Genomic DNA, 25,638 nt, shown 5'->3' with positions numbered 1-25,638 from the left:
CCACGGTCAGAAAAAGTCTCGTCACCAGCCACAACGGGAATCGCCACCTCATCAACGCGCGTCACCTCGACGTTGATCCGCCAGACCTCCTAGCCCTCATCGTCCTTCTTGCACGTTCTTGCACGTCATGTAATTCAAGAGCCGAAAGCCTTCCCTTTATTAGTATCGTGCTTGGTCACTCGCCGCAATGATGGCCGTATGCTCTGCAAAGAAGAAAAAGGTATGGTTCGTCAGTTGACCGAAAACCGCAGCGATCCGGTCATGTCGGCAAATTTAAACCAACCTACGTTCTTGATGTACGATGAGTGAGGATTGTAGATTGTGGATCAGCGAGGACTCTGCGCATTGCGCCCGGTTGTTGCTGGTTCACTCGCAAGGACTCCAACAAACAATCCTTTCGTTCTTGAAAGTGTCGGCGCTGAATAAAAACTGACCCACCCTGCCGATTGAAAATTGACCCAGGGCGGATTGCTGATTTTGGCATCAGCAATTGTGGATAAGCTTAGCAGTCGTGTCCCCGTGGAAGAGGCATCAAGCCCCACCACATGTGAGCATGCGGCAGGGTATTTTCGGTGCAGATCAAAACAGCTCATCGTCCTCGGCACCATCATCGTCTTTGCGCTTTCGTTCACGTGATTTGATCTTGGTCTGGGCGACCAAGCTGCTGTGTTGCAGGCGGTAGGACTCGTTGCCCGTTTCGACGATGTGGCAGTGGTGTGTCAGCCGATCCAGCAACGCAGTGGTCATCTTGGCGTCACCAAACACGCTCGACCATTCCGAGAAGCTGAGGTTGGTGGTAACCACGCTGGTGTGCTCGTACAGCTTGGATAGCAAGTGAAATAACAGGGCGCCACCGCTCTGGCTGAAGGGCAAATACCCCAGTTCATCGAGTATCACCAGGTCTGTTCGTAACAGCCCTTGAGCGATTCGGCCCGTCTTGCCGTCGTACTTTTCACGCTCGAGTAAATTGACCAGATCCACCGTGGAGTAGAAGCGCACGCGTTTGTGATGCGTCGTGATCCCGGACACGGCCAAGGCGGTGGCCAGGTGTGTTTTGCCTGTTCCCGGCCCGCCGATGAACACCACATTCTGCGCGGTATCGGTGAACTCCAAGTTGGACAGATCCCTGACCAGGCGGGCGTCTGCGCTGGAAGCGCTGAAGTCGAAGCCGGCCAAATCACGATGCATGGGGAGTTTGGCCATGTTCATCTGGTGATTCACTGAGCGCACCGCTCGATCCGCATGTTCTTGTCGCAGAAGATGCTCAAGCAGCCATTTCGACGAGATCGTTGAGGATTCTCCTTGCGAGGCCAGTTCTTCCCAGGCGCTGGCCATGCCATGCAGACGCAGTTCTTTGAGTTCCGCCATAAGATCACGCATTGCGAGTCTCCTCATCGGTGGTACGGAGCCGGTCGTAGCGTGCCGTATTGGCGACAGGCGCTATCTTGAGTTGAAGGCTGGTTTCGGCGGACGGAGGGGCTGCTGTCGATGTCAGTCGAGCCAGGACATTCAGGATGTGGTCAGCGCTCAAGCTGCCTGATTCAAGTACCAACTCCACAGCCACCAACACGGCATCGAGCCCAGCGATGGGAACAGCCGCCAGTACCTGCGTCATGATTCGATCACCGTTGGTGTGACGCCTCAGACCGCGTTTTAGCAGTTGCAACGGCTTCGGCAGATCAGCAAACGGAGCGCCATTGCGCAGCGCTCCGGGCTTGCGCTCGATAAGCGGAATGTAGTGCTGCCAGTCGAAGCTGACCTGGTCTCGATCAAAGAGGCGCTCGTGACTGGCAATCGTCGTTTCATCGGCGATGACTACAATCCGTGAAGGATACAGACGGCTGCTGACCCACTGGCCGACCCGCTCACACGGCACCGAGTAGCGATTTCGCGCCACGCTGATCAGGCAGGTGCTGGAGACCCGCACGGTGCGCTCGACGTAACCATCAAAGGCGGTCGGCATCGGCATCAATTCAGCGCGTTCCAGCTCCAGGACGTCCGCCACTGTCAGCCCGTTGTACTGCGGGTGCAGCAGCTCGTCCCAGAGCGCACGGAAGCGTTGGCCGAGCCAAGCATTCAGCTCCTCGAAGGTGTGGAACATGCAGTTTTGAGCATCGAGCCAGATGCGCCGTCGGCTGTCTTGGACGTTCTTTTCAACGATACCTTTTTCCCAGCCGGAGGCCACGTTGCAGAAGTCCGGGTCGAACAGGTAGTGGGCACACATCACGGCAAAACCGGGCATTGACCGTGCGGTCCTTACCCTTGTTGACCTTGTCGACAGCGGTCTTCATGTTGTCGTAGATGCCGCGACGCGGCACCCCACCTAACGCGCCAAACGAGCGGGTATGGGCATCGAACAACATCTCGTGGCCTTGGCTGGGATATGCAACCAACCAAAATGCGCGACTGGCGCACAGCTTCATATGGGAGACCTGGATGCGTCGGAACAGGCCGCCGATCAGCAGACCTTCTTCGCTCCAGTCGAATTGAAAGGCCTCGCCGAGTGCAAAGGTCAGCGGTACGAAGGCCCGTAAAGACTTGCCTTGCTCGCCGCGCCACGAGCGTATGAAGGCGGTGAGCTGGCTGTAGCCGCCGTCGTAACCCTCGGCCTTGATCAGCTCAAGGAGCGCTTTGGCGCTTCTACGGTTGTGCTTTGCCCGAAACGAATCGGCCTTGAGCGCCTGCTCTAGCGTCTCGTGAAATGGACTGAGTTTGTTGAAGGTTGCGCACCGTTGATACGCCGGCTGAGTGGCTTCGGGCGCTCTGACCCATTTTCGAATGGTGTTTCTCGACAGCCCGGTACGCTTGGCTATCTGATGCAGCGACAGCTTGTCGCGAAAGTACATCCGCCGAATTTTCCCCAACATTTCCATGCTGATCACCCTGTGTTCTCCTGCTCGGAAAGCGAGCAGAAGCAGTTGAACACCTGGGTCAGTTTTCAGTAGGCAGAACAGCCTTTACTGGGTCAGTTTTCGGTCAGCGGCAACACTACCTGCTTCATATGAGTTTGGTACTCCGGAGCATAAGCCGGTGAATTGGCTGTCATGGCACCATTGTACTTATTCGTCCGGAGATATGATCGAGCCTTCTTCCGAATCTGAGACAGCAGGGAGCTCATACCATTGCTTCGTATGCCCCCTGTCGGAAAACTCCCAACAGTCGATCATGCCTCCTATGTAATTAAGATCTCCCTCTAGGTCTGCCAGAATCTCTTTTCGCAGCAGTGCTTTCGCAGCCTTCAGCTCATCAGTTCCTCGATCTAGCTGGCCTCCAATTTTGGTCTTTTCTGTTGGCGACTCCGGAGCCTCGCGAGCCGCCCGCATCAATTCTTCTACATCTCGTTGTAGCGGCTTACCTAGGACGGCAGTCTCCTGCTCACCAAGCCGACGATATTTGAGCGTCGCGTACTTCGGGAATTCATCAGTTAACACGACCTCCACATGGTAGAGAACCGGCTTTCTTGCTTCCCAGCAAAAAAGCGCGACAGCGAGTTGGCAGCCAATAGATTTGAAGGAGTTTTGATCCAGCAACCGGTGTGCGGAGACATCCTTCAAGGCACGCCGTATTACGTGCGAGATTACATCCATTTGGAAATCTGCAGTCAGGGCCGGCAAATTCCGGGACTCGAACGTAATGTCATCAGCCCACGTTACAGCATAATTTTTTTGGATAGCCTCACCGGAGCAGTGTTTGACGATCTTGTATTGACCGTCAATGAAGGTGTAGCGGAGCTGTCCGAGGTGCTCTTGTATACCATTCAGCATATGACTAAAGGTCAGCGTACTGCCGGCGTAGGCAATGACGCATGAACTCGAAAAGGACTCGAGATACCGACTGAAATGCCCCTCATTATCGAAATGAGGAATCCAGATTTTTACCGGGATGCTTCGAACCTTCTTGAAAATTTCGATGAGGCGATCACGTTTATCTGTTCGACCCTCGGCAGACACAAGCGTGTCGCCCACGAAAAAATTCGGTCATAAGTTTTTGTCTTCCATAAGGTGACGCCTGTGTAACCTGCAACAATCAATGTCATGCCCTGCTCCCCACCAATTCAAATCAGAATATCTAACCAGAGTTCTGGTTTACGAGCCAATTGTGTATTGCGGCAATTCCGGTTAACTGATGCAGCCTGAACGCAGCTCATGCTCCTATTTTCGGCCTCCCCTTCAAGGTCGGCGCAATTCAAAACGTGCAGATGAGGTTGCCGTACGTCTACGTTGTGGCGCTGTGTTTTTACTTCGTTTGAAATTGCATCGAGGAAAATTCGAACACGGTTTGATATCACCGAATTTCCCAGTTCACTCCACGATGACATCGAGCTTGCACGCAGGACGGCGGACAAACTCATACCCTGTCTCAACAAGAGGTGATTCAAGCCTGGGAGAGTATGCAATCCAGTAAGCCCGGAAAGCGCAGATTGAGTTCCTCCGACCGCAGCGAATTCATATGTGTCGTGCCCACATTTCGCGTCTGAACAAGCCCGGCATCGCGCAAAACTCGGAAGTGATGGGACACACTGGACTTGGGTCGACCGCCATCTAGCTCGCCGCATGACGCTTCAGCAACGCCGGCGAGGTACCGAACAATTTCCATGCGCACGGGATCGCTCAAGGCGTAAAGCAAACGCTCGAGGACTAAATCGGATGGGAGAGGATGTTTGAAGGCGCGCATGTGCTGATCATAACGAAAAGTTTCAATAAACGCTATATTTCGAATACTATCGAACAAGCGAAGCAATCCATGAGGAATCTACCGATGTCAGCACTGTTCGAGCCATTCACCCTGAAGGACGTCACCTTAAGAAACCGTATTGCCATTCCGCCGATGTGTCAGTACATGGCAGATGACGGCATGGTCAATGATTGGCACCTTGTGCACCTGGCAGGTTTGGCACGAGGCGGCGCCGGCCTGGTCGTGGTTGAGGCAACAGCCGTCTCTCCCGAGGGGCGCATCACGCCAGGATGCGCCGGTATCTGGAGCGATGCCCATGCTCAGGCTTTTGTGCCCGCAGTAAAAGCAATCAAGGCTGCCGGCTCCGTGCCTGGTATTCAGATTGCTCATGCTGGTCGAAAGGCTAGCGCTAACCGCCCTTGGGAAGGTGATGATCACATCGCTGATGGCAATCCAAATGGCTGGAAGACCATCGGCCCCTCCCCCATCGCATTCGGCGCCAATCTGCCGAAGGTTCCCGAAGAAATGACCCTGGAAGACATTGCACGGGTTCGCCAGGACTTCGTTGACGCTGCACGCCGGGCGCGCGAAGCTGGGTTTGAATGGATCGAACTGCATTTCGCGCACGGGTATTTGGGCCAAAGTTTTTTCTCCGAGCATTCCAACCAGCGTACCGATGCATACGGTGGAAGCTTCGAAAACCGCAGCCGGTTCCTGCTGGAGACTTTGGCAGCTGTTCGCGAAGTATGGCCAGAAAATTTGCCACTCACTGCTCGTTTTGGTGTCATCGAATATGACGGACGCGATGAGCAAACTCTAACCGAGTCGATCGAATTGGCGCGGGGCTTCAAGAACGGTGGCCTTGACCTGTTGAGCGTCAGTGTAGGATTCACTATCCCGGAAACCAATATTCCTTGGGGCCCGGCTTTCATGGGCACAATCGCTGAGCGCGTTCGCCGTGAAACTGGTCTGCCAGTAACGTCTGCTTGGGGTTTTGGAACTCCACAGCTCGCGCAATCTTCAATCGAGTTAGGTCAGCTTGACCTGGTGTCTGTTGGACGAGCCCATCTGGCCGACCCACATTGGCCTTACTTTGCAGCCAAAGAGCTGGGTGTTGATAAAGCATCCTGGACGCTTCCTGCACCGTACGCTCATTGGCTTGAACGTTACCGTTAAGCTATCTCCAAGGATGCCGCTCTATCAGCGGCATCGTCGCTCTCCACCTGGGGGACTCTACCTGAAGCACTAACTCCTAACTTCTTCGGTCAGCAATGGCCCGCCTACTCATGGAATGGATGGTATTCAACGTCACAGTGATCCACGTCGAACACCACTCCTTTCACTTTGTGGATACAAATGTGATTACGGTCAAGTTCAAGAGTAGGCTCGTGAGGAGGTCGCATGTTCTGCTGAATATGCCTGTCGCTTCTGCGTCGTTTTGGATGATCCTGATCCTGTCCTGCCCAGATTTCCGGCCGATAAAACAAGCCATCATCAGCCTCCCATAGGCTCACGTAGTCAGCCTCATTTTTTGTGTCACGCTTCAAAACCCCACACGCCTTACTGAACAGGATCACGTTGTGGCCCGGAGCAACATCCTTGCGCTTTGTGACTTGGATGGATGGAAAGAAAATACCATCCACGTGCAACCTGGGATGCGTCGATAGAAAATCGGCTATTGCTTGAGTTATGAGATAACCCCGATCCTCAAGGTCTGGCATAACGGGCATTAGCAGTTGCTCCTGCAGCCCCATCAAAAAGGCGCAACGCTGGGCCTGCTCTACTCGGAAAGGATTGAAATAACTTAGCGTCCTGTTCGGGCGTATCTCACTCAGAGCGGTTAGATTCAACAGTCGTAGCGGCCGGATGACATTGAACGTCGCTGTAACTACGGAGCTACCAACTGGAGGACGCACCTCGGCGATCGCCGTCAGATCATTCGTTGCCCCATAGAATACCGAAACGCCTTTAGCATTCATCCGACCTGCGCCACCTATCCCAAGCGGAGGTGGGCCGAGATGACGCTCAGGATGCTTCAAGGCTTGCACAACGTCTCCTTCGTTAGAGAACATTCTCGCCCGCTGGAAAGACTGGATGGATTGGCCAGGGCCGATGTTCAAAATCGCAGACGAATTTTCAGCGGCCTGGAGTTGCTCGATAGGGCCAAAGACTTTCTCCAAAATCCGACTCGCATCAGGATTCACGAATCGAGCCTCGCCCTGAAGACTGCGCTCCATCTGCGCCCACTCAGATGTCATTTCAGATGTCGCGTAAGTCTGCTCGATGAAGTACGGGTCATCGTCATCCCAATCACTCCACTCCTCCAATAGAGTGGCAGCCAGGTCATTCACCAGATCTTCGCGGCACCCTAGCATCTGCGCCAAAACATCCTGTAGTGGCACACCAAGGGGGTCTCGGTTGTACAGGACGACAGCCACGGGTTGCTGAACGTATTGAAATGCCGCGTGAAGAGTCACCCGCGCCATGATGAGAGTCGCGCCGGACGATCCTGAAAAGGCTAACGGCTTCTTGCAGAGCCGATTTTTAAAGCAGGTTCTTCGCCAGGCCGGTGGGCCGTTCACGTCATCCTTTGTTCAGCTATCGCAAACCCTGAAAGTGGTTCGTGGCACTAGAACAACAGCTGAGTCAGATATGCGAAGACGCTGGGCAGCGACAAAGCACCTACCGTTCTACTGCCTCAGGAATGGCTCGCCGGTGCGCTTCCACAGGCAAAGAGCGTGAAAGATGCCGATCCCTATCACTTCCTTCCCCACTGCACTGAAAAAACAAATGAGCCGAACAGCATTGGCCTTTGGCAGCAAGTCTATGGGCGAATGGGACTGAAACTGAGCGTTCAAGCCAGCGGATGCTGCGGCATGTCCGGCACCTATGGACACGAGGCGAAAAACGCCGAGACGTCTGAGGTAATTTACAAACAGTCCTGGGCGCCGCTTGTAACAAAGTTGAATGCTTCAGGCCGGTTATTGGCTGATGGCTATTCCTGCCGCAGCCAAGTGAAGCGAAAGGAGGGTGTAACCATTTTACATCCACTGCAGGCCCTGCTCGCGGTCGTCAGAAATGCTACTGCCTGAGCTATGGGACATCGTCGAACGTTAAGCCTTGGAGCGAGTAGGCGGTTCAGCAGCATGCGAACTGCCGCTCGCCTTCGGGCCCGCTCTCATGTCGCGAAAAAACATTCGCCGATACTCAGAAGGCGATGTGCCGAGATGAGCGCCAAATTGCTGCCTCATGGATAAGGGCGTTCCAAATCCTGCCTCACCGGCAACACATTCAATAGGCAAGTCAGTCGTTTCAAGCAGTTCTTGCGCTCTGACAACGCGCTCAGCGTTCAACCATTTTGAGACGGTACTGCCAGTGGCCTCCCTAAACTTCCGAGTAAACGTGCGCCTACTCATTTTCGCCATGTCCGCCAGGACGTCGAGCGACAGATCATTGGTCAGGTTCATTCGGGCCCACTCCAGTACATCAGACAAATGAGTCTCGCTAGACAGTTGCGGCACAGAATGTGCTACGTATTGAGCCTGGCCTCCTTGCCTATGCGGCGGCGTCACCAGCATCTTCGCGGTGCGATTCGCCACATCAGCACCGAGCCGCTGGCGTATCAGATGCAGGCAACAATCGATTGCCGCCACGGTTCCCGCAGAGGTCATGATATTGCCATCACTGACGTAGAGCACCTCGGGCCTGAAATGAACTTCAGGGAAGCGTCGCGCAAATTCGTCTCTGACTGCCCAGTGAGTGGTTGCTTCTTTGCCGTCAAGCAGCCCGGCATCGCCGAGCACGAATGCTCCCAAACATAACCCGACGATGAGTTTTCCTCGGGCATTAGCGAGCTGTAAGGCTTGCACAAGCTGTGCAGATGCAGCGACCGATTGATCGCCCCACGCTGGAATGACAATTACATCAGATGCGTCCATCAGTTCCAGGCCATGAGTGACCTCCAAGCCGATGCCTTGGTCGCTATTCACCATCCCCGGCGACTCTGCGCAGTAGCTGACCTCGTATTGAGGTTCACCAGGTGCGGATTGAGCCGTCCCCAGAACCACTCCTGGCACAGACAGATGGAACAGGCTTACGCCGTCAAACGCTAGAACAGCCACACGTATGGATTGCATCAGGCAGCCTCGAATTGGCCGTGTACGTGCCATCAAACGCACACAGGAATTAATGAGCGACCGTCTGCGGTGATGTATTTGCGCAGATGGAAGGGGTAAATCAACCCCCTCTCAAATGTACGGACAACGCTGGTCGTATGGCCCGATTATATCGAAATATGTCATTCAGGCCACTGTTGGGCTTCAAGGCATTGGGCGAGAATGGTGCCCTCGATGTATCAACAGGGTTAATTTCATGAATTTTAGAACTCTTCCTTTTGCCCTCAGTATTGCTTGCGCTGCGGCCACCACACCGGCATTTGCGGGCTCAAACGTCCCCAAGACGCCCGACGCATCCCATAAAGTGGACTTGCAGCAAGTTCGTAACGCAACGGTGAAAATCTCCTACGGCGGCACGACCTTCCTGATCGACCCGATGCTGGCCAAAAAGGGAACCTACCCTGGATTTGAAAATACCTACCGAAGCAACCTGCGCAATCCCCTGGTTGATCTGACCGAGTCGCCCGCTGAAGTTATCTCTGGTGTTGACGCAGTCATCGTCACACATACGCATCTTGACCACTGGGACGATGCCGCACAAAAAGCGCTGCCTAAAGACATCCCTCTGTTCACGCAGCATGAAGAAGATGCGCAACTGATTCGCTCCCAAGGTTTCAAGAATGTACGCGTACTGACTGATGAAGCTGAATTCGGCGGCGTCAAAATCACCAAGACCGGTGGCCAGCATGGCACCGACGAAATGTATGCCGTACCAGCTCTCGCTAAACCTCTAGGCGAAGCAATGGGCGTCGTTTTTCAAGCGCCTGGCTACAAGACTCTCTACCTCGCCGGTGACACTGTCTGGCGTAAAGAGGTCGACCAGGCCATCGAGAAATATGACCCCGAGGTCATCGTGCTCAACGCTGGAAAAGCAAAGATGACGGGGTATGAGGGTGCAATCATCATGGGTGAGGAGGATGTATTGCGCGCTTCACAGGCCGCGAAAAACGCGAAAATCGTCGCCGTGCACATGGACGCAGTCAACCATATGTCCCTGACCCGCAAGGAATTGCGCACCTACGTCAAAGAGCATGGTATCGAGAGTCGCGTAGACATACCGGAAGACGGCGCTTCGTTAGAGTTTTGATTTAAAGCACCGGGAGCCGCTGTTCAGGGCGGCTCGTGATCACCCATAAGCGACAGGGTGCTCACGAAGAGAAATGGTTTATTCAACGGCCCACTTTTACGCAGCCTGTGAGAGGCAGATCAGCCTTCATGGAATAATAAAATTAGTGACTTAATTGGAGATCGTTATGAAACGAGGCCTTGTAGTAGTTGATCTGCAAAACGAATACCTGCCCACTGGCAAATTGCCGTTAACCGGCATCGAAGCGGCTGTCGCGAATGCTATCCGAGTGATCAGCCACTCGCGCGATACAGGTGTTCCAGTTTTTCACATACGGCATGAGTCCGATAATGAGGGCGCTCCAATCTTCGTTAAGGGATCTACCGGCGCGGAAATTCAACCAGCTGTAGCTCCTGAAGGTCGCGAACCTGTGATCGTAAAAAAACACATCAACGCCTTCAGGGAAACTGACCTCAAGCAGCAGCTGGATGCCTCAGGTGTACAAGAAATCGTGGTCATAGGTGCAATGAGCCACATGTGCATTGATGCCGTAGTACGCGCTGCGGCGGACATGGGTTATCCGGTTACTGTGCTGCATGACGCCTGCGCCACCCTGGATCTCTCATTTCGCGGCGTGAACGTTCCTGCCGCCCAAGCGCATGCGGCGATGATGACAGCTTTTGAGTTCGGCTACGGCACCGTTAAATCTGTGGACGATTACCTCTCGGCGTAAACGCGTAACAATTCAGTTTTTGCTTCAGATAAGTGTACAGACGGTTAGACATAATCTCCCTCCCCGTCCAGCAAAAGGGCCTCGCGGGGCCCTTGTTGTTGCTAATAATTATCGAGCCAGCTAAGGCTCCACGGCGTCAGTATGCCTCCGACCGGAATCACCTTGCGTGACTCAGGCGGGCAGCGATTGAGATGTTCCACTCAGCGATTAAAGCCTAGACATTATGTACAAACCTCGAACGCATGACTGAACCTGAACAGCCCGTGCTCTGGCAAAGTGGCGTGATGCCGGTCGAAAGATGAATTCAAGGTATCGCCGTGAAAAAGAGTGAGCGTCCAGTCAAACCTGCGCGACCTGCGGACTTCCGTTCACATGGCGAAAGAAGTGGGCTCGGTGCTGGCAAGAAGTGCGCTACTGCTCGGAACGCTGTCGGCGCAGCAACCCTATCAAAAGCGGAACCTACAAAATGGGCCCTTAACGGCCCCTTTCGTACTCAAACCGAATTCACTTAGTCAGCCAGGACTCGAAGGTGGTGGATGGCCAAGCGATTATTCGATGCGACTGATCTGCCTGGTACACAGGGGACGCCAATGCGGATCCGCTTTAGGTTGAACCTCTGCTGCTTATGCGGGCTCCCAACTCTTCATTTAGGAGAAACGTATGACCCAGACAGCATTGGTCGTGGGCGCCAGCGGCATCGTTGGTAGCGCCATCAGTCAGCTACTGATCGAAAACAAGTGGCAGGTCGCCGCGCTGTCGAGGCACCCGTCGCAGGCCCCCGGCGTGATCCCTGTCGCTGCAGACCTTCAAGACCCGGCGTCGCTGGAACATGCGCTGGCGGATTTGAAACCCACCCATGTGTTCATTACCACATGGTCACGGCAAGCCACGGAGGCCGAGAACATTCGCGTCAATGCCGCCATGGTACACAACGTGCTCGCTGCCATTCGCCATGCCAAGAGTGTTACGCACGTAGCACTCGTCACTGGCCTCAAACACTACCTCGGCCCGTTTGAAGCGTATGGTAAGGGTAGCCTTCCGCAAACACCGTTTCGCGAAGAGCAGGGTCGTCTGGACATCGAAAATTTCTACTACGCCCAAGAAGACGAACTCTTCGCCGCCGCTGAAAAGGACGGCTTCACTTGGAGCGTGCATCGCCCGCATACAGTCACCGGGGTTGCCGTGGGCAACGCGATGAACATGGCAACCACCCTCGCCGTCTATGCCTCGATTTGCAAACAAACCAATCGCCCTTTTGTGTTTCCCGGATCAAGAATGCAGTGGGACAGCCTCACCGATATGACGGACGCACGGCAGTTGGCGAAACAACAAATGTGGGCGGCCACCACACCGGCTGCGGCCAATCAGGCATTCAATGTTACCAATGGCGATGTATTTCGTTGGAAATGGATGTGGAGCAGAATTGCTGAATATTTCGCCTTGCCTCCTGCCGATTATCCCGCATCCCTCTCGCCCCTTGAAAAGCAGATGGGTGACGACCAAGCCGCATGGACGCAAATCGTAGAGGAATACGGCTTGAAAGAACCCGATATGGGGCGCCTGGTGTCCCCGTGGCACACCGACGCAGACCTCGGTCGACCAATCGAAGTTGTCACGGATATGTCGAAAAGCCGTGCTATGGGTTTCACCGCCTACCAGGCGAGCGATCAAGCATTTTTCGACGTGTTCGACAAACTACGCGATATGCACTTGATACCTTAGGCCGTTCCAGAACGGATATTCGAGTAGGCGGCATAGGAGGGATCTCCTGAGGCCAAGACTACCAACGACGATAACCCGACGGTCACTATTTTGTAGTCCAAGGGAAGCTGTGGGGTTGTAGCAACCCTTAGCTGCCTGCGGATGCCCGGCAACGCCTGGTCGATGACCTCATGGCAGCGCGTCGTGAGGTAAAGGCAGCGAAAGCCACTGGTGATCATGGCCAACCGAAGACTGCCAGGGCGCGCGTCCAAGCTGCGCAGGTAGCGCTTGGAGAGCGAGGCCCGGTGTGGTGGGACGATGGCAGTCCCGACTTCAATAGATACCAAGCCTGCAATACCCCCTATGGCGCCTGGTGCCATTCATTGGATGCTGACACCGCAAGACCCTTAGAGTCGAACTGAGCTTTAAAAGCGACCAGCAGCCTGGCTGCATTCTCAGATCAACCACCGGAGAGAGCTACGCTAGCTCACCGAGAAATCCTCAACCAACACTCAATGCCAATAGACTGTCTTTAGATGGAATGTGAATTGGAAGGTAGGAATATGGCCCCTCATCGTTCAGGAAGCGCGCGGCTCGTGCCACTAGGCGAAGCAGTCGTGCTATTCGATGGTACCTGCAAACTCTGCAATGGGTGGGCCAAATTCATCATCCGACATGACCGCGCACATCGGATCAAGCTCGCGACGGTGCAGTCTCCTGAGGGTCAGGCCTTGCTCGAGTGGGCCGGCCTACCACGGCATGAGTTCAACACAATCGTATTAATCGCTGAGCACCAATTCCACGTTCGCTCCGATGCGATGTTCAGAATTTTTGCCCGCTTACCTGCGCCATGGCGCTGGCTGAGAGTCGCCCGAATCATCCCAGGCCCGTTCCGCGACTGGATGTACAACAAGATCGCCCTCAACCGTTACCGGCTATTTGGCCAATACGATTCCTGCCAATCGCCTTCTCCCGATCATCGCGGTCGATTTCTGAAGCATGAATGAGTGCACACTCAGCATTCAAACAATGGACTCAATGCATGGATCGGAGCTTGCATCAAAGTCTGCTACTGCCCTTAAACCTCAAGCAATATTGTCCTGAAATAGCGTTAGATTGCCTTTGAATCTCAACGGCTATCTACATGTCCGTATGTGTCCGGGCACCCCGTCTTGCGCAACTAAACCGGTCGCCACCTATGCGGCAGCAACTGCGCAATATCACTCGCCCGCTGCGTCGGCAGGCGCGTGAAGACGTCCTTCAAATAAGCATACGGATCATGCCCATTGAGCCGCGCCGACTGGATCAGACTCATGATCGCCGCCGCCCGTTTGCCACTGCGCAGCGATCCTGCAAAGAGCCAGTTCTTGCGACCCAACGCCCATGGTCGGATCTGGTTGTCGGCCCAATTATTGTCAATGGGTACTGCGCCGTCATCGAGATAGCGCGACAGCGCCGTCCAGCGTTTGAGGCTGTAATCCAGAGCTTTGCTTATCGCCGAACCGTCGTGCACGATCTGGCGCTGGGCGATCATCCAGGCATGCAAGGCATCCATCACCGGCACGGCTTTTTCTTGTCGTATTCGGTGGCGTAAGTCCGGTTCAAGGTCGCGGACTTCACGTTCGATTTCGTACAGCAGTTGGATGTATCTCAAGGCCTGTTCGGCGAGCTGGCTCTTGTTGGTGGCGTGCAGTTCGAAGAACTTGCGCCGTGCATGGGCCATGCAACCGATCTCGGTCACGCCGAGTTCGAAGCTGGCCTTGTAACCACCAAAATCATCGCAGACCAGCTTGCCCTTCCAGCCTTGCAGGAAGTTGCGGGCGTGCTCTCCAGCGCGGCTGGGGCTGAAGTCGTAAACGACCGCCGCCAAGTCCGAGAACTGGCTGGTCGCATACGCCCAGACATAGGCGCGATGGGTTTTCTTCGCGCCCGGCGTGAGCATCTGCACCGGTGTTTCATCGGCGTGGATTACGCCATGTTCAAGGACAGCATCGCGCAAGGCATCGACCAGCGGCTGCAACTGCACACCACAGTTGCCGACCCATTGCGCCAAGGTTGAGCGGGCGATGGCCAACCCAGCTCGACCGAAAATCGCTTGAGAGCACAGCCGCACTGGCAGTGGCTGCTATCGGGTTCGTGGTGGATCAGAGTGCGCGGAAACTGCGGCGGCAAGGCGGTGCGTTTAGGTTTTTGCCGAACCTCAGTCGAAGTGGGAGCAAGTTTCAGCGCTTCAAGTTCAGCTTCGATGGCCTTCTTGCCCATTGTCTCGACTTTCTGATCGAGACTCTCGACACGCTGCATCAACTGCGCCGCCAGAGCGCGCAGTTGTTCAGGGTTTAGTTGGTCGAGATTGGGCAGCGAAGTCATGCCGCCGATTTTGCCAGAGCCGGCGAAAACCGACGATAGGCTCATTGGACAATTGCACGGCCTGGCTGGTCGTGGCAGTCATTATAGGGGACGATAGAGAAAACGGACAAAATCGTACGCTAAGCGTGCGGCCTGTCAGGTTGAGGCCGTAGAGGTTGACGCCGAGGCGTCAGGAAATGCAAGAAGCGACCCTACTCCGACGCGGCGCGGGTGGCCTGCCTGACATCCGGCAAGGGTATAGCTCAACTTGACGCCGCCCAAGGGAAGATAAGCCCGGGCCCAGAAAACCTCCATAATGGTTGGACAACTTCATGCTGACCGCTTTTTTGCAGTATCCCGTTTCATTTGGCGATCCAGCAGCAAATTTTAGGAATATTCGCGATATTGTAGACTTGGCGCGATTTGATCTCTTAGTCATGCCCGAGCTTTGCACCATCGGTTATTTTCACGACTCGCGTGAGGCATTGTTTCTTCATGCTGAATCGGCGCTCGATGGGCCAACGGCGCAGTTCTTACTGCAACTATCGGCAGACAAGAATGCAACGCTAATTGCTGGCATCGCCGAGCGTGATGGCGATCACATCTACAACACGGCGATTGTCGTATCGCGAGGGCGCTGGCTGGGAAAGCAACGCAAGTGCCACCTGTCACGCATAGAAAAGCTCCTCTTCACCCCAGGCGATTCATTAGCGTGTTTCGATGACGGAATCTGCCGTTTCGGCGTTCTTACTTGCTTTGACCTTTGGATGCCAGAAGCCGCTCGCCTGTTGGTGCGCCAAGGTGCGCAGTTACTGTGTTGTCCAGCCAACTATGGTGGGCCTTGGACAACCCAGCTTGCGCGCATTCGCGCAATGGAAAACGCCACTCCGCTTATCTGTGCCAATCGTACCGGTGTGGAAATGTATGCAGGCGCAGAGGCGACATTCAGAGGTGAAAGCCAAATTGTCGGGCCTATGGGAGAAGTTTGGACATCCGCCACAGAAGAGACGTCGCTTGGCTTGTCGATAATCGACCCAGCTGCGCACGTTCTCAAGGCGAATCCTATGTGCGATGACTTGATGGAAGAGGCAAGTCGCTATGCTTTATCAGGCCCACACCCAAAATGAACAAGCCACGTCTGGCGGCAAAGCCAGCAACCTGAAAGACAGGAAATTCAGGCCGCTACGGCAGGTTAGAAAACCTTAGCGTACGATTTTTTCCGAACTCTGTAGGCTCCCCTTATATGATGGAAATCACGCTGCCTGGCCCAACTCTTTGCCAAGGCAACCCCAGCACCAGGGCATGCAGTTGTTCGTCACCTAATTCCATCTGAGAGCCGTGTCGAGAACCCGGCCAGAAGAACTTGCCTTGATGCAGGCGGCGCGCCGCCAGCCAAATACCCAGCCCGTCGTGCACCAGCACTTTCATGCGATTGGCGCGGCGGTTGGTAAACAAATAAGCACAGTGCGGCTGCGCCGCACCGAACACGGCGACCACACGCGCCAGAGCGGTTTCGGTGCCGGCGCGCATGTCCATGGGCTCGGTGGCAAGCCAGATGGAGTCGATGCGGATCATCGCAACAGGTCTCGAAGAAAGGTCGTGCAGGCAGCCGCGCTTTCGGTCGGCCAGTTCACTTTGACCGTGCCATGCGGGTGCTGGATTTCAACGCAGATATTCGATGATGCAGCTTGCGAATTTGCTCCGGCTAGCTGCATGGGTAACGGAATAAAAGCAGGTTGCAGCTCCGTGTTTTTTTGCGTTTGCAGCCGAATCCATTTGTGGACAAGGTTCGCGTTGAGGCTATGGCTCAGCACGACGCTGGCAATCGAGGCACCGGGCTGGGCGCACTCTTGAATGACTTGGATTTGAAGGATTTGGAGTAGGAACGGCGTTGTGGCTGCATGAAATACCCGCTTAAAAGGCTAGAACTGGTGCCCACTCAAATTTAAGTGCACACCATGTCTTGGCTTTGCATGGCTGGGTAGATGACTTGGCCGTAAGCGTCCGGTAATCCCACCCCTAGATCCCTAGGCTGCACAGCGCTGCCCATTCAGCACTGACGCACCTGAACCAAAGCAACCAACTGAATACCTGAAAGCAGCTGCATTAAGCGGGCTTTCAATGTGAGTTATGGTCGGGCCGCTCTGCTGCGGGCCATATGGATGAGTGCTGATCTACGACTATCCAGGGAAATTCGCTCTTCGACAGCAAATGGTAAGAAGCCCAGTTTTGGATAAAGCAGCAAGCCTGCTGTATTTTCATTGAAGCACGAGATCTGCACCTCTGTGGCGTCATAGCGGTCGAACGCCAGAGCTGTCATCGTCTCCACGATGAAGGTCGCCACACCCTTTCCTCGTGCCTCTTGGGCAACGATGACATTGCCGATACAGCAAACCCCACCCGTTTCAGCCCGATAAAAGTTAGCAAAGCCGACGACGCTGTTCTCGGTCTCGACAACCGTCGAGTCGAATCGTTGAGCAATAGCGTTAGACAGCTGAGCTTCAGTCAGAGGGTATTGAGCTTGGGGAGAACTGGCTGGTGGCATAGGCCCAGACGTAAGCGCGATGAGTTTTCTTCGCCCCAGGCGTCAGCATTTGTACTGGCGTCTCGTCGGCATGGACGACACCGTGCGTCAGCACAGCTTCGCGCAGTGCATCGACCAGAGGCTGTAATTGGACGCCGCAGTTGCCCACCCATTGCGCCAAGGTCGAGCGAGCAATAGGCAGCCCGGCGCGGCCGAAGATTTTCTCCTGCCGATAAAGCGGCAGATGGTCGGCAAACTTGGCCACCATGACGTGGGCCAGCAGACCCGCTGTCGGTATGCCTTTGTCGATGACGTGCGCCGGTCCCGGCGCCTGGATCAGCGTTTCGCACTGCTCGCAGACTCACTTTCCACGGATGTGGCGCTCAACGGTGAACACGCCAGGCGTGTAGTCGAGCTTTTCGCTGGCATCTTCGCCGATGCGCTTGAGGGTGCAACCGCACTGGCAGTGGCTGTTGTCTGGTTCGTGATGGATCAGCGTGCGAGGGAACTGCGGTGGCAGCTGTGCGCGCTTGGGTTGCTGGCGCACTTTGACTTCGACAGGTGCCGGTTGCAGCGCCTCAAGTTCGGCTTCGATAGCGGCGATATCCGTATCGATCAAGTCGTCGAGCAGGCTAGCTTGATCCGGGCTCAACTGCTCGCTTCGCTTGGCAAACTTGAAGCGCTTGAGCAATGCAATCTCGTGGGCCAGTTTCTCGTTGACCGACTTGTGATGAGTGATTTGCTTGTCCATCGTCTCGACGCGCTGGATCAACTGCGCCGCCAAGGCACGCAGTTCTTCAGGGTTTAATTGATCGAGATTCGGATGCGAAGTCATGCCGCCGATTTTGCCAGAGAGGGCTAGTGGCGGCGATAGACGGATGGGCCAATTGCGCTGGCAAGCGCGCCATGGCAGACGAGTTAGAGCACCGTGATGGCTCCTCCGGAACCGACGCGTTGCCAAGGTAAACCGAGCACCAAGGCTTGAAGTTGCTCTGCATCCAACTCGACTTCAGAGCCGTGCCGCACGCCTGGCCAAAAGAAGCGCCCTTGATTCAAGCGCCGGGCCGCAAGCCAAATCCCCACGCCGTCATGCACCAACACTTTCATACGATTGGCGCGGCGGTTGGCGAACAGATAAGCACAGTGCGGCTTCGCCGCACCGAACACCTTCAGGTAGGTGCAGGTGACGGGCAATATGCCAACGAAGCCGGCGCCGGATCTCGATGTAGTCATCACGGTGCCGATCGCCCCAGTTCGGCACCTCTTTGGAGAGAGCACAACCAAGTGCGCGGACGCCAGCTTGACCCCCTGTGCTCGGGTGCAAGCGCGTCAGCTCGTCCAACCAAGGTTGTCTTTTGTATTGCGCCAACGCTTGCCCAAGTACCTGATGAAGCGATGCACCGTAGGCACGCAATGCTACTGCCCAGACCGTCGCTTCCAGCTCTGACTCTAGCTCCACTTGATTCTCACATCACCCCACCCGCCGAAAACACAACATATAATGGTAAAAAACGAAATAAAACCGATGAATAGCAATATGTGGATTTTTTTGAAAAAATTGACGGTATTTTGTATTCAAAGCATAAGCAGCAGCCCACGGCTGTAAGTAATGCGATTCCCCTTGGGCCCCCAAGGCCTGCGTTTCAGTTTCAGCTTCTGTTCCAGCTTTCAATCCTGTGGGATTAAAAAGCTAAAGAAAACAGAAGAAAAAACCGGCGGCATCCTATCGGATAAAGGTGTGTGGGGGCAGCGCTGCTTTTCTCTTGCCTTCAAATATATAAACCCTGTTCCATCCTTGTATAAAGGCCCACTCTCACCATCAAGAATTTAATTCTGGAACCCGCTCCGGGTTTTATACTGTGGTTCCCAACAGGGTACCGACTCCTGCTGCCACCGCCATCGAAAGCGCACTCCAAAAAGTCACACGTAAAACCCCATTTTTAATATTCGCCCCGCCGACCTTGGCCGCCAAGCCGCCAAGAATAGCAAGGAAGACCAACGACGCGACGACGATGACTGGGATGAGATGTTCTTGTGGAACTACTACGACCACGAGTAATGGTAGTGCCGCACCTACGGCAAAGCTTAGCGCAGATGCAAGAGCAGCCTGTAATGGCTTTGCACTCATCGCATCGGTGATTCCCAACTCATCTCGGGCATGCGCCCCCAAGGCGTCGTGATCCATTAGTTTAGTCGCGACTTCTTTTGCAAGCGGCACCTCAAGTCCTCGCTCAACATAAATTCCTGTCAGTTCACGATTCTCGCCCTTCGGATTTTCCTGAATCTCAATTCGCTCCGTCTCTAGGGCAGCCGCTTCCGTGTCGGCTTGGGACTGCACGGAAACGTACTCTCCGGTAGCCATCGACATAGCACCGGCGACGAGAGCAGAGACACCCGCTATAAGGATGCTGTTGTGAGTTGCGTGAGAGGCGGCTACGCCCAGAATCAGACTTGAAGTTGAAACGATTCCGTCATTGGCCCCCAATACGGCAGCGCGCAGCCAACCAATGTTGTCTATTGAGTGTTTCTCTTTATGATGCGCTGCCATTCTGGAATTCTCCGTGTGAAAAATTGCATTAGGTCGGGTCACTCTGGCGTCATGAGCACCGAGAGATTCATGTTGATGAACGGAGATCCAATCACCGGTAATGACTGAATCAACCGATTAAATTTCAGAAAGATGCTTTACGCTGCCAGCATGCCCCAGAACATACCGATCACGGCAAAAAGTCATTACGATAGTACATCGTGTTTAACAAAAAAGGCCCTCGAAGGACCCTTTTGTACTCAAACCAAACTTGGGCGATATCTGAGTAGACATTCCCGGAAAAAGTCTACTCATTGCAAAAAAATACAGCTTGTTCAATGAAATCGACGGGTTGGAAATGTCTACGCATTTCGCGATTGGAGCAGCCGCTAATGACCAGATTCCAAAGAAATCATTAGCATGCGCGCCCTATCATCAGGGTTCTTGAGGTTTGAGCTTGCTGCAACCCCCAATCAACAGACGTAAAAACCAGAATGACTGGCTACTCACACCCTTCAATGACTGTGAGATCCTGGACTATTGCGAGCACTGCAGCTCGCCTGACGGTCGAGCCGGAACACTTGATGGCAGCGCAACGGAGCTGATCCTGTTGCCCTATTGAGTGCCTGGGAGCGTGAACAGCTCGAAGGTTTGCTCGCCGCGCTCTGAGCCTGGACGCAAAAGCACGTTACCATTGCCGACTTTAACGCAATGGAGACCACACGTGAGAAAGCCACCTATGAAAATCATGATCGAAGAATGGGATGGTGATGGTGCGATTCGAATTCCCGATGAGGCTTTGCAGGAGCTCGAACTGGATGTCGGCGACGCTGTGTACCTGATAGAAGAATTTGTTGGCAGCACTCGATGCCTTGTCCTATCCAAAACACCTCAAATCGCGGATCGAATTGACGAGCTCACAGAAGCCTGGGATAGCGAACAGCACGGTAGCGCCGAGGACAAATGAGGAAGAAATAAAACGTTTCGTGGAGCCAGCACATCATGCATTTAGCGCCCTCTCCTACCCGACCTCTATCGCCTCAGCCCAAATCCACAGCGGCAGGAAACGCGATGAGGTCATTGCGCATTCAACCAGGCCGTGAAATACCGTGATGACGCAGTTTGCGATAAAGCGTATTGCGGCTGATCCCCAGGCGAGCGGCAACATGGGCGATATGCCAGTGTTCCGCCTCAATCAACGTCAGTAGCGTCTGCCGTTCGGATACGCCAAGCGGATTTTCGGCCAGCGCGGCTGTCGCTGGCGCTGCCGGCAGCAACTCGGCCAGGTCATCCAGAGTGACACGCCCCTCCAACGCCAACGCTACCAGTGTGCGCAGACACGTACGCAGCTGCCGGACATTGCCTGGCCAAGGCTGCGCCAGCAAGCGCTCTCTGACGCCCGCCTCCAGCCGAACTCTGGCCCCTGCTGCCTCCTCGCGCAGCAATAGGTCGAGCAAACGGCCTTTGTCTGAACGCTCGCGCAGCGGCGGGAGTTGCACGGCGAACCCGGCAATGCGATAAAACAGATCCTCGCGAAAGCGCCCTTCGGCCACACAGGTGTGCAGATCCTGGTGGCTGGCACTGATGAGGCGTACGTCGAGCGGACGTGCCGTCGCGCCGCCCAGCGGCACTACCTGACGTTCCTCCAGCACACGCAGCAGGCGAGTCTGTAATGCCAGTGGCATATCGGCGATCTCATCGAGAAATAGAATGCCGCCATGGGCCTGCTCCAGCTTGCCGATCATCCCGTCCTTGCGTGCGCCGGTGAAACTGCCGCCGCGATAGCCGAACAGCTCGCTCTCGATCAGCGTTTCTGGAATGGCCGCGCAATTGATCGCCACAAACGGCTGGCTCGCTCTGGAGCTGGCGCGATGCAGCGCCGCAGCAAAAGCTTCTTTGCCGGTACCGGTTTCGCCCTGTAAAAACACCGGAACGTCACGCTCCAAAACGCGCAATGCGCGAGCAAAGCCGCGTTGCAGGCGCGGGTCTTCCAGACACACGTGCACGTCGTTGATTTTGGGGATTGCAGGAGTGACTGAAGGCACCTGGCGTAAGGGTTCTCGCAACTGTCCGTAGAGCAGGCGTCCGTCCACCAGCCGCATTGGCCAACAGACACTCGGCTGAGCGCTGGCCTGACTCATCACCTGATCGACAGGTGTTTCCAACAGCATCGTCAGGGATTGCCCAACCACCTGGTCACGGCTGAGGCCCAGCAGATCCAGCGCAGCATGATTGACTGAACAGATACGGGCACTCTCGTCGAAACTGAGCAGACCTTCACCCAGCAGCCCAACGAAACCTGCCTCAGGGTGGAAGCGCAGCAAGTATCGCTGCGGATCATGCCCCAGGAAAAAACAGCTCTCGATCAAATTGGCTGTCAGGTTGGTCAACGCCATGGCTTTGAAGTGCTGCTGAAGACTTTGTTCCTCTCGCACAGAAGAGAGGTTAAGCACGGCGAGCAACTCTCCGCTCGCATCAAATATCGGGCTGGCCGAGCACGTCAAGCCGACGTGCTTACCACGGAAATGTTGATCACGACGGATGGTTACGTGCTGTCGCTCGACCAGGCAGGTGCCGACACCGTTGGTACCCTCGCAATCCTCGCTCCATACCGAACCGAGCCACAGTCCGGAACGCTGGAACTCGGCTCGCTCGGATTCGTTGAACACACTGTCGATCGCCACACCGCGAGCATCGGTGAGAAGCACCACGTGGCCGTCACGCCCGAGCTGTTGGTGCAGACTGTTCATCTGCCAGTGCGCCACGGAGATGATGTGTTCCAGTGGCGCGCGGTGATCCTGTAAGCGTGGGTGCTCAACTACATTAGGCGCGCGGCGGCTGGCGGGATCGAGCTGATGCTGATCCAGGCAACGGCGCCAAGACCGTGTGATAGCCAGGTCAGTCGTATGGCCGTGGCTGGCGGGAGTGCCCTGCACGGCTTGTAGCACTTGTTGTGCATGGGCGTTGATCAAGGCCGGCTTCATTGTTCTTGTTCTCCGCTACGGTCAGGACACGGGGTTGTTCGCAGCTTATATGAAAAGACTGCAACGAGCGCTCTTTGCGCCGCGTGACACTCTGTCACCCGCCGTTCCCGGAATCGTGACATAGATCCGAGTCAACGCCTGAACAGTACTGCGGCAACCGCTCTGCAACGGGGCTTTCATGAAGATGGCCCGGGCCTTGCTCTAGGGCAAGTTGTTACAAAAACAACAAGAACCGGAGAAACCCCATGAACATCGCTATCGAAACACCTCTGCGAACGCCAACTGATCAGCTCGCGGCTTGGGTCGAAAACCTCAACGCGTGTCTCGCCCAACGTGATCTGGACGGCGCACTCGAACTATTTGCCGACGAGTGTTACTGGCGCGACCTGCTACTTTTCAGCTGGAACCTGGTGACCCTGGAAGGCAAGCCTGCCATCCGAGACATGCTCGAAACACGCCTGGACCAGACTCGTCCCGAGCAATGGAAAGTGGACGGTGAGGCGACGCTGAATAACGGTGTGCTCGAAGGTTGGATCAGCGTGGAAACCGAAGCGGCGCGAGGTAAAGGCTACGTGCGCCTGAAGGAGGGCCTGTGCTGGACGCTGCTGACGACCATGCGCGAACTCAAAGGTTTTGAAGAACCCAGTGGCCGCCGTCGGCCGATGGGTGCCAGTCATGGTCACGCCCACGCCGACAAACGCAACTGGCTGGAGCGCCGACGCGATGAAGAATCTTCGCTAGGTATCACCACCCAACCCTATTGCCTGATCGTGGGCGGCGGCCAAGGGGGGCTGGGGCTCGCTGCACGGCTCAAGCGAATGGGCGTGCCAACCCTGATCGTCGACAAAGCCGAGCGTCCCGGCGATCAGTGGCGCGGTCGCTACAAGTCGCTGTGTCTGCACGACCCGGTCTGGTATGACCATATGCCTTACCTGCCCTTCCCCGATCACTGGCCAGTCTTCACCCCAAAAGACCAGATTGGCGACTGGCTGGAAATGTACACCAAAGTCATGGAGCTCAATTATTGGCCGCGTACAGAATGCGTGAGCGCCAGCTTTGACAATCAAAGCGGCACCTGGAAGGTTGAAGTGCAGCGCGATGGCGAACGTGTGACTTTACAGCCTACCCAGTTGATCCTCGCCACCGGCATGTCCGGTGTACCCAATGTTCCCTCTTATCCGGGTGCCGAGGTTTTCAATGGCCAGCAGCATCATTCCAGCCGCCATCCCGGCGGAGACGCATGGAGTGGCAAGCGCGCGGTGGTCATCGGTGCGAACAATTCGGCTCACGATATCTGCGCCGACCTGGTGGAGAACGGCGCCGAGGTGACCATGGTGCAACGCTCGAGCACCCACATCGTGCGTTCCGACAGTTTGATGGATCTGGTCTTCGGCGGGCTCTACTCTGAAGACGCCCTGGAGACGGGTTTGACCACGGACAAGGCCGACATGCTGTTCGCCTCGATCCCCTACAAGGTATTGCCGAGCTTTCATCAACCAGTCTTTGAAGCGATCAAGGAGCGTGACAAGGACTTCTACGGGCGCTTGTCCGAGGCCGGCTTCATGCTCGACTTCGGTGACGACGACTCTGGTCTTTTCATGAAGTACGTACGCCGTGGCTCTGGGTACTACATCGACGTCGGAGCCTCGGAACTGATCGCTAACGGCACGATCAAGCTCAAGAGCGCGCCTGGCCTGGGTGTCGAACGCATCGAAGCAGATGCCGTCGTACTCAACGATGGCAGCCGACTTCCGGCAGATCTGATCGTCTACGCCACAGGCTATGGCTCAATGAATGGTTGGGCGGCGAAGCTGATTTCCCAGGAAGTCGCTGACAAGGTCGGCCGCTGCTGGGGCTTGGGCTCTGGAACCACGAATGATCCTGGCCCGTACGAAGGCGAACTGCGGAACATGTGGAAGCCAACACAGCAGGAAAACCTCTGGTTCCACGGTGGCAACCTGCATCAATCACGGCATTATTCGCTGTATCTGGCGCTGCAGTTAAAGGCACGCTTCGAAGGCATCGACACCTCCGTCTACGGCCTTGCCGAGAGTCACCACACTGGCTGAGTCAAATGGCGCCCAGCCGTGGTTGGGCGCCTCTCCACCCTGCCCCGGACGCATTCCGGACGAAGCGTTGCAGGCGCTTGAACGGGCTGTCGGCGACGCTGCGACGACAAATCACCCCTTCGATCCTGCTAACGATTTATATCTACGGCTATCTCGACCGCATCAAGGCCAGCACAGCGAACTTCGCCTATAGGGCAGCGAAGCACTTTATAGATCTCGGAAACCACCTGCATCGTTGCGTCTTCGATCGTGCCCTCATTACGGCATAAAACCCAGCCGTGATCTGCAATCGCTCGCTCGAACGCCTGGGTACAAGCGACATGCTCTTCCAGGTTATGAATCACCGTACTGCCCAACCCACGAGAGCGTGCCGTGGCCCTCGCCCATGAAACTTCAGGGGTGGTGACAACCCCGACATGCAGGTCTGGCACTCGCACGTTTCGATCGATGTTCAACTGCAGGATCTCTGCAAACGGGACTATCCGGCGAAACGCGGCATCAGACGGGTACCAGCGATCGATCAGGATGATGCTGTCCGTTGGCTGTTTAGCCAGCACGTGCCGGGAAATCCAGGCACGGCTATCAGCAAAGCGCTCACAAACCCCAAACTCCAACTCCCGGGTGGGATTTCTGACGAGTTTGTTGACGAGGGCCATTGTTTCACCCCTAAAGGGATCGCTTTTACTCTCGCAAAGGCGGATCACCTTCTTGTTGTCTGCCCTCAGTACTTTGGTAATGGCCTCCAACAGTGTGGTTTTGCCGGTTCCCTTGGGCCCATCCAGAGAAACAAACAGCGGGCGATTCATTCTTCAAACAACGATTGGTAGATGGTTTTTCCA

Annotated in this window: 19 protein-coding genes and 8 pseudogenes; 13 read left to right on the top strand and 14 right to left on the bottom strand. The window is 55.3% G+C overall.

Going from position 1 to position 25,638, the window contains the following annotated elements:
- Nucleotides 1-174: 174 nt before the first annotated feature.
- Nucleotides 175-409 (top strand): annotated as a pseudogene (locus tag ACA062_RS15940) (hypothetical protein); the annotation flags it as partial.
- Between the two features lie 170 nt (nt 410-579).
- Here the strand turns inward: ACA062_RS15940 and istB are convergent.
- The 4 genes and pseudogenes from istB to ACA062_RS15920 form a co-directional block, all read right to left on the bottom strand.
- Nucleotides 580-1,380, bottom strand: coding sequence for an IS21-like element helper ATPase IstB (istB, locus tag ACA062_RS15935; RefSeq protein ID WP_497457246.1), 801 nt, complete (start codon nt 1,378-1,380; stop codon nt 580-582).
- Nucleotides 1,373-2,873: pseudogene (gene istA / locus ACA062_RS15930) on the bottom strand (IS21 family transposase). Before istA ends, istB begins: the two are co-directional and overlap by 8 nt.
- A gap of 186 nt (nt 2,874-3,059) precedes the next feature.
- Nucleotides 3,060-3,965, bottom strand: a complete 906-nt coding sequence (locus ACA062_RS15925) for a hypothetical protein (protein ID WP_497457245.1) — start codon at nt 3,963-3,965, stop codon at nt 3,060-3,062.
- A gap of 409 nt (nt 3,966-4,374) precedes the next feature.
- Nucleotides 4,375-4,674, bottom strand: coding sequence for an ArsR/SmtB family transcription factor (locus tag ACA062_RS15920; protein ID WP_497457430.1), 300 nt, complete (start codon nt 4,672-4,674; stop codon nt 4,375-4,377).
- Nucleotides 4,675-4,758: 84 nt separating this feature from the next.
- Between ACA062_RS15920 and ACA062_RS15915 the strand changes: the two genes are divergently transcribed.
- Nucleotides 4,759-5,850, top strand: a complete 1,092-nt coding sequence (locus tag ACA062_RS15915; protein ID WP_497457244.1) for an NADH:flavin oxidoreductase/NADH oxidase — start codon at nt 4,759-4,761, stop codon at nt 5,848-5,850.
- A 104-nt stretch (nt 5,851-5,954) separates the two neighbouring features.
- On the opposite strand, the gene ACA062_RS15910 is transcribed toward ACA062_RS15915, so the two are convergent.
- Nucleotides 5,955-7,256, bottom strand: a complete 1,302-nt coding sequence (locus ACA062_RS15910; protein WP_497457243.1) for an RES family NAD+ phosphorylase — start codon at nt 7,254-7,256, stop codon at nt 5,955-5,957.
- 69 nt (nt 7,257-7,325) lie between these two features.
- Here ACA062_RS15910 and ACA062_RS15905 point away from each other — a divergent pair.
- Nucleotides 7,326-7,766: pseudogene (locus tag ACA062_RS15905) on the top strand (hypothetical protein); the annotation flags it as partial.
- Between the two features lie 21 nt (nt 7,767-7,787).
- Here ACA062_RS15905 and ACA062_RS15900 read toward each other — a convergent pair.
- Nucleotides 7,788-8,810 (bottom strand): GlxA family transcriptional regulator, encoded by a 1,023-nt coding sequence (locus ACA062_RS15900; protein ID WP_497457242.1) that lies wholly within the window; start codon nt 8,808-8,810, stop codon nt 7,788-7,790.
- Nucleotides 8,811-9,045: 235 nt separating this feature from the next.
- Here ACA062_RS15900 and ACA062_RS15895 point away from each other — a divergent pair, with 235 nt between their 5' ends.
- The 6 genes and pseudogenes from ACA062_RS15895 to ACA062_RS15870 all read left to right on the top strand — a co-directional run bounded on the left by ACA062_RS15895 (nt 9,046) and on the right by ACA062_RS15870 (nt 13,356).
- Nucleotides 9,046-9,936: an MBL fold metallo-hydrolase gene (locus tag ACA062_RS15895; protein WP_497457241.1), complete on the top strand. Its 891-nt coding sequence runs from the start codon at nt 9,046-9,048 to the stop codon at nt 9,934-9,936.
- Between the two features lie 166 nt (nt 9,937-10,102).
- Nucleotides 10,103-10,648, top strand: coding sequence for a cysteine hydrolase family protein (locus tag ACA062_RS15890; protein ID WP_497457240.1), 546 nt, complete (start codon nt 10,103-10,105; stop codon nt 10,646-10,648).
- 317 nt (nt 10,649-10,965) lie between these two features.
- Nucleotides 10,966-11,126 (top strand): annotated as a pseudogene (locus ACA062_RS15885) (DUF2256 domain-containing protein).
- A gap of 182 nt (nt 11,127-11,308) precedes the next feature.
- Nucleotides 11,309-12,370 carry an SDR family oxidoreductase gene (locus ACA062_RS15880; RefSeq protein WP_497457239.1) on the top strand — a complete coding sequence of 354 codons (1,062 nt, stop codon included), beginning with the start codon at nt 11,309-11,311 and terminating at the stop codon, nt 12,368-12,370.
- Nucleotides 12,371-12,477: 107 nt separating this feature from the next.
- Nucleotides 12,478-12,771, top strand: a pseudogene (locus tag ACA062_RS15875) (hypothetical protein).
- A gap of 141 nt (nt 12,772-12,912) precedes the next feature.
- Nucleotides 12,913-13,356: a thiol-disulfide oxidoreductase DCC family protein gene (locus ACA062_RS15870; RefSeq protein WP_497457238.1), complete on the top strand. Its 444-nt coding sequence runs from the start codon at nt 12,913-12,915 to the stop codon at nt 13,354-13,356.
- Nucleotides 13,357-13,529: 173 nt separating this feature from the next.
- On the opposite strand, the pseudogene tnpC (ACA062_RS15865) reads toward ACA062_RS15870, so the two are convergent.
- Nucleotides 13,530-14,653: pseudogene (tnpC, locus tag ACA062_RS15865) on the bottom strand (IS66 family transposase).
- A gap of 374 nt (nt 14,654-15,027) precedes the next feature.
- Between tnpC (ACA062_RS15865) and ACA062_RS15860 the strand changes: the two are divergent.
- Nucleotides 15,028-15,822, top strand: a complete 795-nt coding sequence (locus ACA062_RS15860) for a nitrilase-related carbon-nitrogen hydrolase (protein ID WP_497457237.1) — start codon at nt 15,028-15,030, stop codon at nt 15,820-15,822.
- 112 nt (nt 15,823-15,934) lie between these two features.
- Here ACA062_RS15860 and tnpB (ACA062_RS15855) read toward each other — a convergent pair whose 3' ends face one another.
- From tnpB (ACA062_RS15855) to ACA062_RS15835, 5 genes and pseudogenes are all read right to left on the bottom strand, one after another.
- The gene (gene tnpB, locus ACA062_RS15855) at nt 15,935-16,270 is read right to left on the bottom strand and encodes an IS66 family insertion sequence element accessory protein TnpB (RefSeq protein WP_248916959.1); all 336 of its coding nucleotides are present in this window, start codon (nt 16,268-16,270) and stop codon (nt 15,935-15,937) included.
- A 553-nt stretch (nt 16,271-16,823) separates the two neighbouring features.
- The gene (locus ACA062_RS15850; protein ID WP_497457236.1) at nt 16,824-17,240 is read right to left on the bottom strand and encodes a GNAT family N-acetyltransferase; all 417 of its coding nucleotides are present in this window, start codon (nt 17,238-17,240) and stop codon (nt 16,824-16,826) included.
- Nucleotides 17,221-18,054, bottom strand: a pseudogene (tnpC, locus tag ACA062_RS15845) (IS66 family transposase); the annotation flags it as partial. The gene ACA062_RS15850 and the pseudogene tnpC (ACA062_RS15845), both read right to left, overlap by 20 nt.
- Nucleotides 18,055-18,137: 83 nt before the next feature.
- Nucleotides 18,138-18,452 (bottom strand): IS66 family insertion sequence element accessory protein TnpB, encoded by a 315-nt coding sequence (gene tnpB / locus ACA062_RS15840; protein ID WP_497457235.1) that lies wholly within the window; start codon nt 18,450-18,452, stop codon nt 18,138-18,140.
- 619 nt (nt 18,453-19,071) lie between these two features.
- Nucleotides 19,072-19,767, bottom strand: a complete 696-nt coding sequence (locus tag ACA062_RS15835; RefSeq protein WP_415767586.1) for a VIT1/CCC1 transporter family protein — start codon at nt 19,765-19,767, stop codon at nt 19,072-19,074.
- A 430-nt stretch (nt 19,768-20,197) separates the two neighbouring features.
- Between ACA062_RS15835 and ACA062_RS15830 the strand changes: the two are divergent.
- Nucleotides 20,198-20,415 (top strand): annotated as a pseudogene (locus ACA062_RS15830) (DUF7693 family protein).
- Between the two features lie 70 nt (nt 20,416-20,485).
- Nucleotides 20,486-20,713, top strand: a complete 228-nt coding sequence (locus ACA062_RS15825) for an AbrB/MazE/SpoVT family DNA-binding domain-containing protein (protein WP_224794139.1) — start codon at nt 20,486-20,488, stop codon at nt 20,711-20,713.
- 121 nt (nt 20,714-20,834) lie between these two features.
- Here the strand turns inward: ACA062_RS15825 and ACA062_RS15820 are convergent, their stop codons facing one another.
- The gene (locus tag ACA062_RS15820) at nt 20,835-22,730 is read right to left on the bottom strand and encodes a sigma-54-dependent Fis family transcriptional regulator (protein WP_497457234.1); all 1,896 of its coding nucleotides are present in this window, start codon (nt 22,728-22,730) and stop codon (nt 20,835-20,837) included.
- Between the two features lie 245 nt (nt 22,731-22,975).
- Between ACA062_RS15820 and ACA062_RS15815 the strand changes: the two genes are divergently transcribed.
- Nucleotides 22,976-24,799 carry an NAD(P)/FAD-dependent oxidoreductase gene (locus ACA062_RS15815; protein ID WP_497457233.1) on the top strand — a complete coding sequence of 608 codons (1,824 nt, stop codon included), beginning with the start codon at nt 22,976-22,978 and terminating at the stop codon, nt 24,797-24,799.
- A gap of 128 nt (nt 24,800-24,927) precedes the next feature.
- Here the strand turns inward: ACA062_RS15815 and ACA062_RS15810 are convergent, their stop codons facing one another.
- Nucleotides 24,928-25,605 carry a dTMP kinase gene (locus ACA062_RS15810; protein WP_497457232.1) on the bottom strand — a complete coding sequence of 226 codons (678 nt, stop codon included), beginning with the start codon at nt 25,603-25,605 and terminating at the stop codon, nt 24,928-24,930.
- Between the last annotated feature and the right edge of the window lie 33 nt (nt 25,606-25,638).

Source organism: Pseudomonas sp. LBUM1679 (assembly GCF_059695565.1).
The sequence above is the reverse complement of the archived record's forward strand: the minus strand, read 5'-3'. Positions and strand labels throughout refer to the sequence as shown.

What these genes read in the sequence shown, in the direction of transcription:
- tnpB (WP_248916959.1), bottom strand. Translation starts at nt 16,270, where the DNA reads ATGATCCGCATCGACTCCATCTGGCTTGCCACCGAGCCCATGGACATG.
- ACA062_RS15915 (WP_497457244.1), top strand. Translation starts at nt 4,759, where the DNA reads ATGTCAGCACTGTTCGAGCCATTCACCCTGAAGGACGTCACCTTAAGA.
- ACA062_RS15870 (WP_497457238.1), top strand. Translation starts at nt 12,913, where the DNA reads ATGGCCCCTCATCGTTCAGGAAGCGCGCGGCTCGTGCCACTAGGCGAA.
- ACA062_RS15810 (WP_497457232.1), bottom strand. Translation starts at nt 25,605, where the DNA reads ATGAATCGCCCGCTGTTTGTTTCTCTGGATGGGCCCAAGGGAACCGGC.
- ACA062_RS15850 (WP_497457236.1), bottom strand. Translation starts at nt 17,240, where the DNA reads ATGCCACCAGCCAGTTCTCCCCAAGCTCAATACCCTCTGACTGAAGCT.
- ACA062_RS15895 (WP_497457241.1), top strand. Translation starts at nt 9,046, where the DNA reads ATGAATTTTAGAACTCTTCCTTTTGCCCTCAGTATTGCTTGCGCTGCG.
- istB (WP_497457246.1), bottom strand. Translation starts at nt 1,380, where the DNA reads ATGCGTGATCTTATGGCGGAACTCAAAGAACTGCGTCTGCATGGCATG.
- ACA062_RS15825 (WP_224794139.1), top strand. Translation starts at nt 20,486, where the DNA reads ATGAAAATCATGATCGAAGAATGGGATGGTGATGGTGCGATTCGAATT.
- ACA062_RS15900 (WP_497457242.1), bottom strand. Translation starts at nt 8,810, where the DNA reads ATGCAATCCATACGTGTGGCTGTTCTAGCGTTTGACGGCGTAAGCCTG.
- ACA062_RS15820 (WP_497457234.1), bottom strand. Translation starts at nt 22,730, where the DNA reads ATGAAGCCGGCCTTGATCAACGCCCATGCACAACAAGTGCTACAAGCC.
- ACA062_RS15920 (WP_497457430.1), bottom strand. Translation starts at nt 4,674, where the DNA reads ATGCGCGCCTTCAAACATCCTCTCCCATCCGATTTAGTCCTCGAGCGT.
- ACA062_RS15860 (WP_497457237.1), top strand. Translation starts at nt 15,028, where the DNA reads ATGCTGACCGCTTTTTTGCAGTATCCCGTTTCATTTGGCGATCCAGCA.
- ACA062_RS15890 (WP_497457240.1), top strand. Translation starts at nt 10,103, where the DNA reads ATGAAACGAGGCCTTGTAGTAGTTGATCTGCAAAACGAATACCTGCCC.
- tnpB (WP_497457235.1), bottom strand. Translation starts at nt 18,452, where the DNA reads ATGACTACATCGAGATCCGGCGCCGGCTTCGTTGGCATATTGCCCGTC.
- ACA062_RS15880 (WP_497457239.1), top strand. Translation starts at nt 11,309, where the DNA reads ATGACCCAGACAGCATTGGTCGTGGGCGCCAGCGGCATCGTTGGTAGC.
- ACA062_RS15835 (WP_415767586.1), bottom strand. Translation starts at nt 19,767, where the DNA reads ATGGCAGCGCATCATAAAGAGAAACACTCAATAGACAACATTGGTTGG.
- ACA062_RS15815 (WP_497457233.1), top strand. Translation starts at nt 22,976, where the DNA reads ATGAACATCGCTATCGAAACACCTCTGCGAACGCCAACTGATCAGCTC.